This is a genomic window from Paenibacillus sp. GYB003 (assembly GCF_036577625.1).
Classification (GTDB): Bacteria; Bacillota; Bacilli; order Paenibacillales; family NBRC-103111; genus Paenibacillus_AB.
In genome coordinates, this window is record NZ_JARBDC010000075.1 from 1 (window position 1) to 17,441 (window position 17,441).

Below are 17,441 nucleotides of genomic sequence, written 5' to 3' on the forward strand. Positions count from 1 at the left end.
GGGGGGATAGTGCTCGAAAGAACACTATCCGCCCCAACCAGCGGCATGAACTGCGCGGATAGTGCTCAAAAGCGCACTATCGCCTCGGTTTCGGCGCCGCGGCAAGAGGGGAGAGGGGGGATAGTGCGTGAAAGAACACTATCCCCCCAACCAGCGGCGTGAACTGCGCGGATAGTGCTCAAAAGCGCACTATCGCTGCGGTTTCGGCGCCGCGGCAAGAGGGGAGAGGGGGGATAGTGCGCGAAAGAACACTATCCCCCCCAACCAGCGGCGTGAACTGCGCGGATAGTGCTCAAAAGCGCACTATCGGCGCGATTTCGGCGCCGCGGCAAGGGGGGGAGGGCGAATTGTGTTCGAAAGAACACTATCCCGCCCCAACCAGCGGCGTGAACTGCGCGGATAGTGCTCAAAAGCGCACTATCGCTGCGGTTTCGGCGCCGCGGCAAGGGGGTGAGAGGGCGGCGAGTCTGTATACCCGACGCAAAAAACGGGAGCACGGCCAATACGGCCATACTCCCGTTTTTCCATGCCTATCAATTGTTGTCCATCAAGCCGAGCTTGATCGCCAGTCGCTTCAGGATGACGACCGCCTGCGCGCGGCTGGATTGCTCCTTCGGCGCGAAGACGGAGTCGGCGACGCCGTTCATCAAGCCTTCGCTCACGACGCGGGCTGCCGCGCCGCGCGCCCAGTCGCTGATCGCGCCGGCGTCGGCGAACGGCTGCAGGGCGGCGGCCGATGCGCCGGAAGCGGTCTGCTTCGACACGAAGTCGAAGGCGCGCGACGCCAGAACGGCCAATTCCTCGCGGCTGATCACCTGGTTCGGACGGAACGTGCCGTCCTCGTAGCCATCGATCAGCCCGGCTTTGGCTGCCGTTGCGGCTGCGCCGGCGTACCAATCGCTCGAGCGGACGTCGCTGAACGACGTACCGTCTTGCTGCGCCAAACCGAGAGCGCGTACGAGCAGCGCCGCGAATTCGGCGCGGGTGATCGAACGGTCCGGATCGAATGCGGTATCCGTGACGCCCTTCACGAGCAGCTTCGAAGCGAGCAGCTCGATATCGGCCTGCGCCCAATGCCCTTTCGTATCGCCAAAAGCTTTATCGGCCGCGACAACCGCATACGTGCTGTTGCCGGTCCGTTTGATCGTAACGATCGTAGATCCGTTCGCTTTCGCGAAACGGGCGGGAACGAACGTCATTTCTCCGGTTTTCGGATCGATGACGACCGCCGTCGCCTGGGCGGGCACGCTGCCCGGCAAGGTGAGCGTACGCTCGACGTAACGATCGCCGAAATCGTTCAGCGCGATCGTTTGATCGCCGGCTTGCGCGACAAGGCGGAAGTCGTAGGCGTCGCCGATCAGCTCGCCGCCTTGCGCTCGTGCCGCGTCCGCGATTGTTTTTGCCTCGGCTCCGGTTTTCTTCTCGATCACGATCGTCAATTGAACGTCTCCCGCTTGCCCGCCAAGCGCGCGGGCCAGCTCGTCGATATCGATCAGATCGGCCGGCAGCCGATAGCTGACGTCTCCGGATTTGACGGTCAGGATCGCGCCGTCGACCGAGTCTGCCGCGCGCGCCAGCGTCTGTGCGGAAACCGTAACGATGGCGATCGGCAGTTCGGCCGATACGTTCACGATCATTTCTTTGGAACCGCCGCTTTGCTGCTGCAATGCGGCCAGCGCTTTGTCGATCGCGGCGCTGTCCAGCGTCACTTTCATCGCCGGTTTGCCGTTCTCGTCCGTCGTTTGGACGGCCGCAGCCGGAAGGATGACGCCGTTATCCGTCGGCTTCGGCTGCTCCGGTGTCGTTACCGAGCCTCCGCCGATACCGCCCGTAGAAGGCGCGGACGGAGTATCCGATCCGTCCGACCCGCCCGGCTCTTCCGATCCGCTGCCCGGCGTATACGTCAGTTGAATCGACTTCTGGTTCGTCTTCATGCCGTCCACATAAACGGCGAACGTTACGGTATTGCTGCCTTCCCGAAGGTTTACCTTGCCGGCAAAATCGCCGTTTGCGGCAACCGTCGCCGCCGTTTCGTTCAAGTACACATCCACGTCCGAGCCTGCGCCGAGCACTTTTACGTTTCCTTTCAGCTCGGGGGTTGCGGTCGCCACCGTTTTCCCGTCATAGTTCAGGAAGCCCGACAGCGCGGCCGCCCTGACGTCGTCTCCGATATTGTACGTGTTCGCGATAAGCTGGCGCTTCGTGCGCACGCCGTTTTCGTCGAGGGCGGAGATGACCATGCCCCCCGGCGGAATGGCGCTGTTGTTTTCTTGAGGCGCTCCCCAGTTCCAGTTGATCGCTTGCGATTTGTTGACCATCTTGGTCACTTTGCCGGTCGCGTCCGCCACGACTTCCACGCCGAACCGGTTCGCGCCCGTCGAGGTGCCGAACTCCTCGTTGTACACGTTCAGGTCGCCCGAGTTCCGGCTGACGTTGTAGTAGCTGCCTTCGATAAACGAAGACGCGTCGCCGGGCTTGCTCATGCCGATTTGGTAATCTTTCACGTACTCCTCGTTCCGAATGGACGATTGGATGATCGGCCAGTTGGCGAGGGAGGCGTCGAACAGCATCAGCCCGTTCGAGCTGCCTAGCGCGCTTTGGAAAATTTCGCGCTGCAGCGCCGGGGATTGCAGATCGGCCAAAGCCATGCCCGCATACAGCGGCACTTCGCCGTTCGTCACGATCGAGTCGAGCGTAATGTACCGTTGAATTTCCGGCGTCGTGCTGTAATACGTTCCGACCATCAGGAAATCCATATGGTCGATATAGCCGGTTTGATAATACGCGTCCGTATAAATCGAATCGGTCGGGAATTTCAAACGGCTGTCATAGCGGAAATTTTTGCTCCCCCAATGGACGCCGTTCAAATAATACGACTCGAACCACGCTCCGACATAGGCGGACGTTTCGATCTTCTTCCCTTTCGACGCGGTGTAGCGGTCGACGAGGGCGCGCGTTTCTTTGACGAAGCTTTCGATCGTGCCGGAACGGAATTCCCACCAATCCTGGATAAGCGGTCCGTCCACCCGTTTGCCGTTCTCGTAACGGAAAATGTCGTGCGGCCAATTCGCGAGCGATTTGCCCCGATGCTGCAGGAACGCTTCGAACTTCGCCTTCGTCACGTCGCTGAAATCGGCGGTTTCGTTATCGTAACGGCCGCGGTCGAGAATGATGCCGTCCACGTCGTAGTTTTTCATGACTTCCTCGAACGTTTTCAGCTGGAAGTCGCGCACCTCGTCGTTCGACGGGTTGACGAACAGAACGGCCGCGCCGCCCGAAGCGCCGGACAGTCCTTTTTGGCCGTACGCGCTTTCTCTCAGACGTTTGATTTCCCCGTTGTCCTCCGGACGGAACACGCGCTCCTCCCAGTCCAGATGCTGGTCGATAACGGCAAAATCTTTGACCGTAATGGAGCCTTCCGCGAATACGTTAAACGCCGCATGCACTTTCAACCCGAGCGAATGGGAGTGCGTTACGAACAATTCGAGCAAATCGAGCTCGGGGCTCGCGCCTTTCCGATCGCCGGCGACCATTTCGCTGACGTAAGGACGGTTCGTCAAGTCGCTCTTTTTATAAGAGACATAGCCCTCGACCCCTTTGACGTCAAAAGCGATATCGGTCACGCCGGCGCCTTTCGCCTTGCGCAGAAAATCGAGTACGCTTTCGCTCGATTGGAACTTTTTCGCGTTCGACGCCTGGTCGACCCACAAAATCACCTGCTTGTCGGCGGTGAGCGAAGGTCTGCTGTAGACGACGACGGATTTTTTGTCGAGCTGCTCGCCGTTTTTGGACAAAACGACATCGATATAGTTCGGCCCCGCGGCAAGCGCCGTTTCGTGGCTGAACGCTCCGTCCGCCTGCAGGTTGACCGCTTGGCCGCCGATCGTGACGGAAGCGCCGGTCGGGTTCGTAATTTTACCGGCAATCGTCGTCTTCGTCGCGGACGTCGTAAACATCGACAGGCCGTCGAGCTGCATCCGCGGAACGGCGCCGGTGCCGCTCATCAGGTCGGTGACGGATACGACGTTGCCGTTTTTCCGCAGCTTGACGACGTCGCCGACTTTGAATTTCGTCGCCAAATATTTTTTGAGCCCGATCGTGGCGTAGCTGTTGTCCTGTGCCATGACGACATAGCCGCCTTGCGGGATTTCGAGCTCGCCGCCGACCCACGACGGCGTTCCGTTGCCGGTCGCCGCGTTGATCATTTTGGTTACTTTGCCGTTGGCGTCGACTTGAATGGCCACGTTGGTGGCGGGAATTTGAATTTTCGAGCCGTACTCGGTCGTAAACAAAGCGATAATATTCGGAATGCCGGTAACGTCCTTGTCGACGTAATTGATCGTCTTCTTCGGCCCTTCGACGATGATCGTAATATCTTCCGGCGGCGCCTCGATCTCGATCAGATCGCCGGACGGCTTTTGATAGACGATTTTGAGCTTCGTTTCCTGCAGTACGTCCGCCTGTTTCAGCAGCTTGACCGAAATTTCGTTGATTCCTTCGGCCAGCGTCACCGTCTGACTGAACGTACCGTCGGGTTGGACGGCGGCAACCGTCTCGCCTACCTTCACCGACAAACCTGCGTCGGAAGAGTAGCCGAGCACTTTGCCCTGCACGTTGTACGTCGCCGAGGTAACCGTCGTTTCGGCCGCCGCCGACACTTGCAGGCTCGGCTGCGCCGGAGCGGATAGAAAATCGGCTGCGGTTACGCGTACGCCGCCACGCTCGAGGGCGATCGTCTCGCCGGCTTGGAACGTATTATACAGCGCCTTTCGGAAGTTTTTGCCCAGCCAGTCGTTATCCGAGGCAAGAATGACGAAACCGCCGGGAGGAATCGTTACATTTTGCGCGGCATCCCAACTGTAAGGCTTGTTCGTAGACGGATTAATGCCTCCCTGGGGGCCTACCATCTTAAGAATGACGCCATTCGCATCCACTTGGATGGCGGCGTTCGTATTTTTGACGTAAACCGCCTTGCTGTCGCCGGCAACGTTGGTTACGGTCGTCCCGCTTGTAAAGAGAGCCAAATAATCGCTTTTTTGCGGGTTATCCACATTGACGTTGACATAATTCAATTTCAACTTCTTACTGCCGTCCAGCGACGCCGCGTAAACCGTATCGCTTACGGTAGCGCTTCCATCGGCGGCCCGCGCCGTCGTTCCGAACGTCGGGAACAACGAAACGAGCAGGCAGACGATGAGGAATGCGCTCAGTCTTGCACTATGCCTTCCCATGCATACACCTTCCCCTTATGTAGTTAGTTTCGAGTACGGTATCCATTATAGGTGGGAGCGGTTTCGGCATATAGGGGCGATGATGACTACTTTTGGCACTATGATGACTTTCGGAGCGCCATCGAAGGGACGAGATCCACAAACTCTTTATCCCGGTACAACGTTCCCGAACGGGATTTTCTGCTACAATAAGAAGGATCATTCAAAACGGGAGGTTGAAAATGGAACGGTTACCAAAGTATATTCAAAGCTCACAGGGTACACTGTGGTTGACCGAAGACGACAGGGACAATTTGAAAATCAGCTACCGCATCAAGGACGTATTATTCGAGGAAACAAGCCCGTACCAGCACGTCATGATTTTGGATTCGTTCGATTTCGGCCCCATGCTCGTGCTCGACGGGGTCGTGCAGACGACGTCGAAAGACGGGTACATTTACAACGAAATGATTACCCATGTTCCCTTGACGATCCATCCGCAGCCCCGAAACGTGCTGATTATCGGCGGGGGCGATTGCGGCGCGGCGAAGGAAGCGGTCCGGTACGACACCGTCGAGCGGGTCGATTTGGTCGAGATCGACGAGGCGGTCGTCCGGGCAAGCAAACGGCACATGCCCGAAGTATCGGGCAACTTGTCCGATCCGCGCGTAAACTACCATTATATCGACGGCGTCGAGTTCGCGAAAACGCAATCCGGCGTCTACGACGTCATCATCGTCGATTCGTCCGACCCGGTCGGGCCGGCGCAGCAGCTGTTCGAGCCGGAGTTTTACCGCAGCTTGCACCGCGCTTTGCGCGAAGACGGGCTGATGGTATGCCAAAGCCAATCCCCGATTTTTCACGGCGGCATCGTGAAACAGACGTATCGCCGCATCGGGCAAACGTTCCCTTACCGCCGACTATATACGGCCGTCGTTCCGACGTACCCGGGTGGATTGTGGAGCTTCACGATCGGCTCCAAACGACCGATTCCCGCACCGGAACGCATCCGTTTCGATAAACCCGCGCGCTATGCGAGCGAGGACATATTGCGCAGGTGCTTCTCTTTGCCCGCATTTTTGCAGGACCTGCTGGACGGCGAAGACGTCCCTTTGCCGAAATAACCGGGCATCCGCCGATAGCTCGCGACGATTGGCGCACCATAGACAACGATCCGGTCCCCGTTTCGCCTGGATACGGGGATCTTTTTAAACCGCCGTTACGGCTTTTCCGCCCCCGTAACCCCGTACCGCTCCAAAGCTTTCCTGGACGATTCGAGCATCCGCTTCCGCAAATAATCGTCTTCGACGACCCGAACCCGCTTCCCGAGAAAACGGATTTTGGACAGCAAATATTCGCGCTCGTCCGCCTGCAAACGGATATGAACCCGGTACCGGTCGGATTCGGCATCGTAGGCGACGTCTTTTTCAAAGCAGGAAAAGGCGTACAGGATGCGCGACAGCTCTTTGTTGTAGTCCCGTACGACTTCGACGACCGATTCCGTTTTCCGGGAGTCGAGCGTTTGGCCGATTTTCGTCAGCATGCGCTCCGCCGCGGACGGCTCGATCGGCTCGGCCGAGACGGCGACGATGCCGCTCAGCCGGGTGCTCATGAACGACTGCCGCCGGATTTGAAACCAAAGCAGGTACCACTCCCGCTTGACCATCGAATATTCCAGCTTGTACGGCAGTCCGAATTGGCCCGCAATCGTTCGTCCGCTCTTGATCCCGTACGTCAAACGCATGCCGCTCTTCTCGCGGATCAGCCGGCGCAGCGGACGGAGAAGCGGGTGATACACCTGTTTTTCCCGGCTCTTCGCCTTCTCGGTCAGACGGTCCGACAGCTCCAATTCGTCGTCGTGACGGAGCAAGCCGAGCAGCTTGTCTCTCGTCTCCGCCGAGAACGCTTCGGCCGCCGCGGGATGCCGGAGCATCGCCTTCAGCCAAGCCCGCTCGTGCGACGTGACGAGGAACGTTCCGGCATCGTCGAGCCGGGACATAATGCGGTAGTTGAAAATTTTTTCAAACGGATTCATAGTACGCGGCGAGCTCCTTCCATTCGGCGATCATTTCCCGGCGAAGCGAAGCGGGCTCGACGATTTCGCAGCTCGATCCGAAGCTCCGCAGCCACGGCTTGATCTCGGTCGTTCCGTTCACCGTAATCTCGTACAGAAACGAACGCTCGTCCTCCTCGACGATGCGTCCCCATTGGCCCTGAAGCAGAACGCGTTCCTTCACGAAGTTGGGCTCCGGGCCGTCGGGATTGTAAAATCGGGCCCGCACCGTCACCGGGCGGCCGGTATCGATCAGCCAGCTGCGCCTCGTTTGGCGCTCCAGCTCGGCGGCCTTCTCCTCGAACGTTTCCCGGGAAACCGGTTCGTCTTCCTCGATCCGGGTGATCCCTTCCATCCGGTATTTCCGAATGCCCTCCCTGCCGGATGCGAGCAAGTACCATCTGCCGTATTGATGGTCGTAGACGACTTGAAGCGGCAGCGCTTTTTCCTTCATGCCTTCCGTTTCCCGCTCGAACAACGGGTTCGTGTTTTTGGAGGCGTAGCTTTTTTCCGTCTTGGGCGAGAAATACAAAAAACGGACCCGGCGCCGCTCCCGGATCGCGCCGAGCAGCGCAAACAAATGCGCTTCGTCCAAAATCCGCGAGTAATAGTGGTATTTGTACAGAAACGGCTCGACGGCGTGCTTCCCGGCTTCGCCGCGCAGAAGCGCTTTTTTCAGTCCGTCGCGGAGCAAGTAGCCTTGCACGGAAGGCACCTGCGTATTCGCCATCACGTCGACGAAATCGTACAGGTCGTACAGCTCTTCGTTCGACAATTCCCGGACCAGGTCGTTGCGCAGCCGGTACCGGTAAGGGCGGACGCCGGGTTCCCGCTTGACGACGCCGACCTCCTCCAAATATTTCAGATCCGAGCGAATCGTCTTCTCGTCCGGCAGGGGGAGGTCGGAAGGGAGCGCGCCGCTGCAGACGTCCATCAGCTCGATCGCCGTCCGGGCTTGCTCGTTCAAAGCCGCAAGCAGCAGCGAGATGCGCTCGGACTCGGATTCCTTGAGCGATTTGGCGCGAAACAGAAACAGCAGTAGCGGATCGGCGGTATCGTAATAGCTGAAGCGGATCGACTCCGCGAACTGCTTGCCCTGCTCCTGCGGCAGCTGCTCGTACACGGCGCCGACGACGTCTTTGAGCCGCCGGATCGTTTTGTCGAACGTATGCACGGATATGCCGAGCCGCTCCGCGAACTGCTGTCTGCTGTAAGCGCCGCTCGTCAGCACGAGCATGCGCAAAAACTGGATTTCTTTATCGAAGCTTTCCTTGGCCACGCCGTTCCCCCGCTTCCTGCTATTCGGTCCGAAAACCTTCTTTCAACGTACTAGGGGATACGCGGAAACAAAACTTTTGTTGCGGTCGTAATACTTTCGCCATGTTCGTTCGCCCGAAAATAAGCGAATATAGGATCAGAAGGCGGCGCCGTACGCGGCAAAGCCGACGCATCGTCGAGGCGCCTGGAAGGGTTACTTCGCCAGATAAGCGACAGGTCGCCGGTTCGAATCCGGCTTCCGTCACGATGACGGAATAGCTCAGCGGTAGAGCGGTTACGTACCTTTCCGAATTTTCCTCGACGATGTTTACAAACGAAACGCGAAGCGAGGCGCAGGGACGGGTTCCTTCTATTTCAAGTAAAACGATGGATTACCCGGCAAACCTAACGGCAGGTTCGACTCCTGCGCAAACACCTGTCCCGCCTTTTCCTCGCGGCGTTTTGTTAAGGAGGTTAACGAATCGTGAGCATCGCGAAAAAGCTGTTCGGAGCCGCCCGCCCGAACGTTTCCAACCAGGAGCGTTACCCGGCCTATGCGCGTTCCGCCGAGGAGCAGTACGTGCAGACGCTGCTGACCAATACGATGGGCAACACGTTTTATGCCGACGGTCAAGAGCTGCTGGCCGACGCGGCGCAGCTTCATCATCGGATGGCCGAAACGAACCCGGCCTTCATGGCCAAGGCGATCGTATTCGCGCGCGGCGAAGGGCTGATGCGGCTGCAGCCGCTGTTCGGACTGGCGATTTTATCGATGTACCGTCCGGATTTGTTTGCGGCCGTTTTCCTGCGCGTCGTGCGCATTCCTTCCGATTTGTCCGACTTCCTGACCATTTTGAAAGGGCTCGGACGCGGGGAAGGAGGCCGCGCCGTCAAACGGCAGGTGAACCGCTTTTTGGCCGGAGTATCCGAATATTGGGCCACGAAATATAACGGACGCGGACGCGGCTACAGCTTGGGCGACGCCGTCGCGACCGCCCATCCGAAGCCGGAACACGAGAAGCAGCGGGCGCTCTTCCGCTATTTGCGGGGACAGGAGACGGATCTCGCCCTGCTGCCGCAAGTGGAGGCGCTGGAGCGGCTGAAGCTGGCTTCGACCGAGGCGGAGCGGATCGAGTGGATCGAGCGCGGCAAGCTGCCGTACGAAACGGTGACCGGCGCCGTCAAGCCGTCGAAGGCGGTTTGGGAAGCGCTGCTGTACCAAATGCCGACGTTCGCCCTGCTCCGCCATATGAATGCGCTGGAACGGGCCGGCGTTTTGGACGAGAAGCGGAACGTCGATTACATCGCAAGCCGGCTGACCGACCGGGACGCTCTCCGAAAAGCGAAGCTGCTGCCGTTTCGGCTGGCGACCGCGTTTCGCCAGGTCGAGCATCCGGAGCTGCGGGATGCGCTCCGGGAAGCGGCGGAGCTTACGTTCGACAACTTGCCGGAGCTCGGGGAACGCACCGCGATTTTTCTCGACATCTCGGGCTCGATGGACGGGCAATACTTGGAAATCGGCGCCGTTTTCGCCTTGGCGCTGTACAAGAAGACGCATGGCAATTCGCTGTTCTGGCTGTTCGACACCGAGGTCGTGGACGCGAAGCCTTCCCGCCATGACAGCATCCTGACCCAGGCGGCGCGAATCCACGCCCGAGGCGGAACCGATACGGGAGCGCCGGTACGCAAGCTGATCCGGGAGCGGAAGCAGGTCGACCAGATCGTCATCATCACGGACGAGCAGCAAAACAGCGGCAGCCCGTTCTACGAGCAGCTGAAGCTGTACCGCTCGAAGGTGAACCGCGACGCGAAAGCGTTCGTCGTCGACATCGCGCCGTACCGGCAGGCGATGGTGCCCGAGCGGGACCCGCAAACGTACTACATTTACGGCTGGAGCGACGCCGTCCTTTCGTATATCGCCCGGTGCGTGCAAGGGTACGGTACGCTTACGGAGCGGATCGCGGGAATGGATTTGGAGCAATGAAACGACAGGGGATGAAACAGATGGCATACCGACATATAGACGGCGTGCGGGTTTGGGGAAAACCGGACGAAGGCGCGCTCGCCCAAGCGAAAACGTCGTCCGCAAAGGGGCGACGCCTTCTGCTCCGGGGCAGCTCGGCTTTATCGGCGGGAGCATGGGCGATATCTCCGTCATCGTGAAAGGGAAGGATACCTCGGAAAGCCGCGACGCTTATTACAGCGCCGTCCACGGAGCGGGACGCATCATGAGCCGCACCCAGGCGGCCGGCAAAATGAACTGGAAAACGCGTACCCGAAGCGGCGGACAAATCTCCCCCGCGCAAATGCTGGAAGCGGTCCGCGCCTTCGGCGTCGAGCTCCGCGGCGCAGGCACGGACGAAAGCCCGTTCGTCTACCGCAAGCTGCAGGAAGTGCTGGACGCCCACGCCGAAACGATCGAGGTCGTGCACGTCCTGAAGCCGATCGGCGTTTTGTATGGCGGGGGCGGACGAATTCGACCCTTACAAGGACTGACGGCCATACGTTTCAGGACGTTTCCTTCCTCGCCGCGGAACGAATTTGTGGAATCGGACCGCCGTTTCCGTTCATCCGGCACTTGCCAAACCGCTCTTTCCTTGTTTAGATGAAGAAAGAGCGTGTAAGAGCTTGTCGCCGCGAGGCAAATGCAATCGTGCTTCACAGCGGATAAACGGAACAGAGGGAGGGGATGACGGTTGAATATCAACATGCTGGACCGCTTCATCGAGCCGGCCGTTTTGAAACGGGGACGGGAATATGCCGAGAACGGCCGCGTCCTTGAAATCGAGGAATCGGAGCCGGGCGTATATTGGGCGGAAGTGCAGGGCAGCGAGTTGTATGAGGTTAACGTCGAGCTTGACGACGACGGAGAGGTGTTGTCGTCCGAATGCGATTGCCCGTTTGAGGGGGCGATCTGCAAGCATCAGGCCGCCGTGCTGATCGAGCTGCTGGACGAGCGTATGGACGGGCACGATGAGGATGCAGACAGCGGACCGCATGAGGCCCCCGTCCGTCATCCCGAAAAGCTGGAATCGCTGCTGGAGGCGGCGAGCAAAGAAACGCTGATTGCGCTCCTGCTCGACATCGCGGACGAATCGAGGACAGAGGAACGGCGAATCCGGCTCTACTTGTCGGGGAGCGAAGGTCCGCAAGGAATCGAGGCATGCAGGGCGCTGATTCGTTCCTCGATCGTTCGGCACGCGGACAAGCACGGCTTCGTCGATTGGCGAAACGTGGACCATGCGGTGAAAGGGGCGGAGAAGGCGACGGACCAAGCGCTAAGGACGGCCGACGGCGGCAACCCGCTCCAAGCGGTCGCCATCCATCTTTGCATTATGGAAGAGATGATGGAACTGCTTCACTCGGCCGACGATTCGAGCGGAACGATCGGCTCGCTGATCCATAACAACCTGGAGCATATTCACGAGATTGCCGGCGATGCAGGTCGATTGACTTCGGACGAACGGGACAAGCTTCTCCGCATGCTCATTCATGCAGCCGAACAGCCGGATTACGCAGGATGGTCGGACTGGCAGCTCGGCCTGCTCCGGGCCGCGGCGTCCGCAGCCACAACGGCCGAGTTGCGGTCCGTCTGGGAGGAAGCGGCGGCAAGGCTCGCCGAAGCGGACCGAAAGGATGCTTTGAGCGGCAGCTATTTGGCCGAACAAATCGCCCTGATGCAGTATCACCAGTATGCTGGCGGAGAAGAGAAGGCGGCGGACCGGTTCTTGCACGAGAACATGCATTATCCCAAATTTCGCAAACGGGCGATCGAGCAGGCTATCGACAGCGGCAGCTACGACAAAGCGATCGCTTGGGCGGAGGAAGGCGAATCCCGCGATCGGGACAACAACCTTCCGGGACTTGTCAACCAATGGAGGAAATTCCGTTACGAAGCTTATCGATTATCCGGTCAATGCGAACGGCAGCGGGAGCTCGGCCTGGAGCTCGTCCGCGAGGGCGAATTCGACATGTACGAGCAGGTCAAAGCGCTATATTCGCCCGACGAATGGGTGACGGTCTATGCCGAACTGCTGGATCAGTTGGAGAAACAAACGTATGGGTGGCGATCGATGTACACCCGGATTTTGGTTCACGAGAACGAAACTTCGCGCCTCCTCGCCTATGTGAAGGAGCGTCCGTTTGAAGTGGAGCAGTATTACTCGCATTTGGTCAAGGAATACCGCGACGAAGTGCTCGCCATCTTCCGGACGGTGATCGAGAGGCAAGCGAGCCATGCCTCGAACCGGAAACAATACCAGGATGTATGCCGCGTCATCCGGCTCGTCCGTAAAATCGGAGGGACGGATTCGGCGCAAGCCATCGTAGGGAAGCTGCTGGCGCTGTATCCGAACAAGCCCGCGTTCCGGGACGAGCTTAAGCAGGTCTGAGCATTGAACAAATAACAGCAATCGTAAACGGATTCGGTTCCGGTACGGTTGCTGTTTTTTGTTGGGGCCCGAAAAAAATCTTCGATAACTACCACCCGGCTGTATCAAAATTTACGACTCGCGGTGGGGCCCGGATGAAAGTTAGTCGGAACCCCAATTTTCTTGGCGATGATTGGGCAGTAATGAAATGTAACGTTTCGATTGATGAAGATGATTTTCTTGAACTGGACAATGGAGAGGAAAAGGGAAAGGCAGCAAGATTAAGCGTTGGACTAAAAAGATGGACGATTACTACGGTAAAATATCCGATAACAAACTTAAAGCTGATTTAAAAAAGGCGGGATTTAAGGTGAATACAAAAATAAAGTAATTTATTTAGCCGTTGACTGTTCCTCGCGAACCCCGTAACATTCCTCCACGCCTATGTTTAAGATTTTTGAATCCGCTTTCGCAAATAATTGCCTTCCACCACATTCTTTAAACAAGAGAATTGTCGCAACTTGTATATGCTTTCCGCGCTTCTAATACTATAATAGTAGAAAAGTAGATGATACGCGCAGGAGAGTCGGCAGGCCGGCATCGTCCCGGGAAGGATGGACGATTACCGGTCGGCCCTATCGCATACGAGCGCGCGCCATCTTGCATCCATGACGGCCAGGCTAAGCGACTGAATTCAGCCTTCTACGGAAACGTATCGGGCTATTACGATGTTGACGAACGAGAGACGACTCGGATCAAGGCATTGTCGGCGCATCGCCCATCGCCTTGTCCGCGATGTCGTCTTTTCGTTTCAGCAGCCGGATCGATGCGACGGAACGGCCGGGAACGTCCGAAAGGAGCGGAGCGATACACGTGAGCAAGATCGAGTTTCTCAACATTCCCCTGTTCGCGGAAATGGACCGGGTGTTCAAAGCGAGACTGCTGACCCAGTTCACGCAGCACAGCTACCGCCGCGGAGAGCTGCTGTTCGAGGAAGGGGAATTCGGGGATTCGCTCTATATCATCATGCAGGGAAAGGTGCGCGTTTACCTGCAATCGGACGGGGATCGGACGCTTGCGGTGCTGGGGGAGCGGGAATCGCTCGGGGAAATGTCGCTGCTGACGGGCGATCCCCGGTCCGCCGCCGCACGCGCCGAGACCGACGTGGTCGTGCTGCGGCTGCTGAAGGAGCAATTCGATGCGCTGCTGGAGGAGCATAATTCGCTGGCGATCCAGTTCGCCAACATTTTGGCCGACCGGCTGGTGGCGCTGAATATAGCGTCGGGCCCGGCGCCGACGGCCGAGGCCGAGTCGGGGCTTCGGCTCAGCTCGGCGGCGGCGGATGCTTTGCCGGCCGGCGGCGGCATACCGTCGGCAGCGGCGGCAGCCGGAACGGCAAACGCGGACAAGCCGCCGTCCGCGACGTCGCAAAAGCTGGCGGAGATGGCCGCCTCGACCGCGAGCCGGAGAACCCGAATCGGCCGGGGCGCCCTGCTCGCCCTGTTCGCCGGAGGACTCCTCTACGTTCTGCTCGCGCACGTCGCGTCCGCGCCCCGGGATATCGCGATATATATCGCGATCGTATGCGCGGGAATCGCGGGCATTATCGCCGGCGGTTGGTCCCCGATCGCCGCCGTGCCGCTAATGACGCTAGCCGTCGCCGTCTCCGGCACGGCGACCGCGGGGCAGCTGGTTGCCGGATTTTCCGACGCGACCTGGTTTACGGCCATCCTCTACGCCGTTTGCGCGCAAGTCGTGTACCAATCGGGCATGGTGCAGCGTCTGCTGCTGACGCTGCTTGTCCGAAGCGAAGCGGACAAACGGATGCCGCGTCTGGCGGCGGCGTTGGTCGGCCTGCTGGCTCCCGCGCTGCTGCCGTCGGCGAAGCTGCGGGAGGAGGCGTTTCGCGCGGCGCTTCCCCCGGCAAAAACGGATGCGCTGCTGCTGCCGTCGGCCGCCTTGTTTGTCCAAGGCTCCCTCGCCGGTTGGCTGGCCTTAACGGTACTGGACGTACCGCTCTCGTCGCCGCTGCTTCCGGCATGGCTGACGGCCGCGCTGCCCGTGACGATCCTGCTCGCGATTGCGCCGGTTCCGATCCGCCTCTTCGCCAAAAGCAAAGCTTACGAACCGACGGCGGAAGGGGGCGGGCGGGCCAATCTGCGGGAGCAGTTGAAGGTGATCGGCACCTGGACGTACCGCGACACGCTGTCGCTGATGGCGATGGCGGCGCCGGTTCCGGCCATGTGGCTCGCCGGGCCTGAGGCAGGCGAATTCGCCTTCGTCTGGATCGCGGCGGCGGCGTTGGCGTGCCTGCTCGCCATTCATCGGCGCGACAAGCCGCTGTTCGGCGAGCCGCAGGCGAAAAACTGGATCGTGTTCGGCCTGCTGGCCGGTCTCGCGCAGCCTCTCAGCCAATGGAGCGTCTCCGCGGAAGGTTTGGCGGCGGGCGAACGGATCTGGGGGCATGTGCCGCCTTTGGTCGCGCTGCTTCTGCTTCTCGCGGCGGTCGCTCTCGTACGCGCGGGGGCCGGGACGCTGCCCGCCGTTTGGATCGGCCTGCTGCTGACGATGCCGGCCTGGACGTTCTATGGACTTTCTTCCGCGCTTCCGGCCATGGCGGCGATGCTGGGCGTATACGCCGGAGACGCCGTACGGAAAGGTCATGCCCAACCGGCCAAGGAATGGTTTCGCCGAAGCGGTCTGGCCGGACTCGCGCTTATGGCGGCGTTTCCGGTATGGCAGCTTGCGGGCCTTACGGCCGCGAAGTCTGCGGGCGATGCGGCGCCGGCGCTCCAAGAGCGGCTGCTGCTCGATATCGTGCTGCCGGACGATCCGCAGGAAGCGGCGTCGGTTCGGCGCGGCGCGGAGTTCGCCATATCGGGGCCCGGGCCGTACGCCGCCGCGTCCGGGGCAGACTCGCCGGCGATTCGGGTGCGGTACGTTCGCGCGGGCGAAACAGCGAAAGCGTCCGAACCGGAACAAGCCGCGATCGGCATCGCGGCGGAAGCTTCTCCGCCATTGTCTGCGGAAACGCCCTGGATCGTACTGAACGGGCAGGCGCCGTCCGGCCCGCGACCGGAGCAACCGGAGCGGCAGCGCAGCCGGCTATACTTGTCGGCATCCAAGCCGTTCGAAGCCGGCGCATGGGTCGGACGGCTCGCGGACCGCGGCGCTTCGTCCGTCGCCATCTATTACGCCCCTTCGGCGGACGGCAAAGAACTCGCCTCCTCGCTGGAGGCCGCCGCGGAAGCGGCAGGCATCGCGGTCGCCGACCGGCTTATGCTCGTCCGGTCCGACGAAGGGCAGCGCGGGCTGCTCGCGAAATGGCAAGCGCTGGGCGTTTCCGCGATCGTGCTGTACGATCCGGAACGTCAGGCGGGCCCGGCGCTCGGCGCAGCCCTTCGCGAAAACGGGGCGTACAAGCCGCAGCTCCTCGAAGTTCCGGCCGCCTACGGGCCGGATCGATCGGACTCCGCGCGCGGCTGGGCGCGGGCTTTCGAGGAACGGTACGGCCTTTCTCCGGACCGGAACGCAGCGGCGGCCTACGACGCGGTTTTGCTGGCGGCGGAGGCGGCTAAGCGTGCCGGGCGTTTGTCCCCGGACGCGCTGTCCGACGCGCTGAACCTTATACGCCAATGGCCCGGCATGCTTCGCGATTACGATTTCGACCGGGAGGGCCGATGATGAACCGAAACGTGTTTCGGAAAACGTCTCTGGAACGAATGTCGACGCCGGACAAGCTCGACGTGCTGATCACGATCACGCGCCCTCCCTACTGGATCGCGCTGGCGTCCGTCCTGCTGCTCGTCGCGGCCGCCGTCGCGTGGAGCTTGACCGCGGCCATCCCGGTACGGATCGGCGGCGCGGGCGTCCTGACGACGCCGGGAGGCGTCGTGCAGGTGAACGCTTTGCAGGACGGCCAACTGACGGATATTTCCGTCGAGCCGGGACAATACGTGGAGCGGGGACAAACGATCGCCCGCATGTACAATCCGGCTTGGGCGGAGGCGGCGCGTCCCGGCGATCCGGCGGCGCAGGAACGATTGGCGGCGCAGACGAAAGTCGTCGCCATGCAGGAGGGGACCGTAGCGGCCGTCCATCGCGGCGTCGGCGAATGGGTGAAGAGCGGCGACTCCGTCGTTGCGCTGCAAACGGGCGATCCGCGGCGCGACATGGAGGCGGTCGTCTATTTGCCCCTGGAGAAGGCGAAGGCGATCGGGCCGGGAACGGCGGTTCGCGTCAAGCTTAGCGGCGAGGCGGCCGGGGAAAACGGCGCGCTCGTCGGCGAGGTCGCGCACGTCGCTTCGATTCCGGCGGACCGCGACCGCATGCTGCGCATGACCGGCAATGCCGGGATGGTCGAGCAATTCGCGCGGCAGGGCCCGGTGGCGGAGGTGCGGATTCGGTTGGAGCGCGAGCCCGCGCACCCGTCCGGCCTGCGCTGGACGGCGCCGAAGACGGACTCGCGCTTCGTCCCGCAGTCCGGACTGCCGTGCGCAGTCGACTTTACGATTCGAACCGTTCGCCCCATCGAGTGGCTGTTTTAATGGA

Annotated in this window: 9 protein-coding genes, 1 tRNA gene and 1 pseudogene; 8 read left to right on the forward strand and 3 right to left on the reverse strand. The window is 60.4% G+C overall.

Annotation, left to right across the window (positions count from 1 at the left end; translation table 11 throughout):
* Positions 1–533: 533 nt before the first annotated feature.
* Positions 534–5,231, reverse strand: coding sequence for an S-layer homology domain-containing protein (locus PV407_RS24110; RefSeq protein WP_332092563.1), 4,698 nt, complete (start codon positions 5,229–5,231; stop codon positions 534–536).
* A 221-nt stretch (positions 5,232–5,452) separates the two neighbouring features.
* On the opposite strand from PV407_RS24110, the gene speE reads away from it, so the two are divergent.
* Positions 5,453–6,334, forward strand: coding sequence for a polyamine aminopropyltransferase (speE, locus tag PV407_RS24115; protein ID WP_332092564.1), 882 nt, complete (start codon positions 5,453–5,455; stop codon positions 6,332–6,334).
* Positions 6,335–6,429: 95 nt separating this feature from the next.
* Here the strand turns inward: speE and PV407_RS24120 are convergent, their stop codons facing one another.
* Positions 6,430–7,245: a WYL domain-containing protein gene (locus PV407_RS24120; RefSeq protein ID WP_332092565.1), complete on the reverse strand. Its 816-nt coding sequence runs from the start codon at positions 7,243–7,245 to the stop codon at positions 6,430–6,432.
* Positions 7,232–8,542: a helix-turn-helix transcriptional regulator gene (locus PV407_RS24125; protein ID WP_332092566.1), complete on the reverse strand. Its 1,311-nt coding sequence runs from the start codon at positions 8,540–8,542 to the stop codon at positions 7,232–7,234. Before PV407_RS24125 ends, PV407_RS24120 begins: the two co-directional genes overlap by 14 nt.
* Positions 8,543–8,720: 178 nt before the next feature.
* Between PV407_RS24125 and PV407_RS24130 the strand changes: the two genes are divergently transcribed.
* From PV407_RS24130 to PV407_RS24160, 7 genes and pseudogenes are all read left to right on the forward strand, one after another.
* Positions 8,721–8,785: transfer RNA gene (locus PV407_RS24130), tRNA-OTHER, on the forward strand.
* A 219-nt stretch (positions 8,786–9,004) separates the two neighbouring features.
* Positions 9,005–10,504, forward strand: a complete 1,500-nt coding sequence (locus PV407_RS24135) for a TROVE domain-containing protein (protein WP_332092567.1) — start codon at positions 9,005–9,007, stop codon at positions 10,502–10,504.
* A 94-nt stretch (positions 10,505–10,598) separates the two neighbouring features.
* Positions 10,599–11,016, forward strand: a pseudogene (locus PV407_RS24140) (RtcB family protein); the annotation flags it as partial.
* Between the two features lie 200 nt (positions 11,017–11,216).
* Complete coding sequence (locus PV407_RS24145; protein ID WP_332092568.1) at positions 11,217–12,911, forward strand: SWIM zinc finger family protein; 1,695 nt, start codon at positions 11,217–11,219, stop codon at positions 12,909–12,911.
* Positions 12,912–13,045: 134 nt separating this feature from the next.
* Positions 13,046–13,243 carry a hypothetical protein gene (locus PV407_RS24150; RefSeq protein WP_332092569.1) on the forward strand — a complete coding sequence of 66 codons (198 nt, stop codon included), beginning with the start codon at positions 13,046–13,048 and terminating at the stop codon, positions 13,241–13,243.
* 520 nt (positions 13,244–13,763) lie between these two features.
* The gene (locus PV407_RS24155) at positions 13,764–16,574 is read left to right on the forward strand and encodes a cyclic nucleotide-binding domain-containing protein (RefSeq protein WP_332092570.1); all 2,811 of its coding nucleotides are present in this window, start codon (positions 13,764–13,766) and stop codon (positions 16,572–16,574) included.
* Complete coding sequence (locus PV407_RS24160) at positions 16,574–17,437, forward strand: HlyD family efflux transporter periplasmic adaptor subunit (RefSeq protein ID WP_332092571.1); 864 nt, start codon at positions 16,574–16,576, stop codon at positions 17,435–17,437. Before PV407_RS24155 ends, PV407_RS24160 begins: the two co-directional genes overlap by 1 nt.
* Positions 17,438–17,441: the final 4 nt, after the last annotated feature.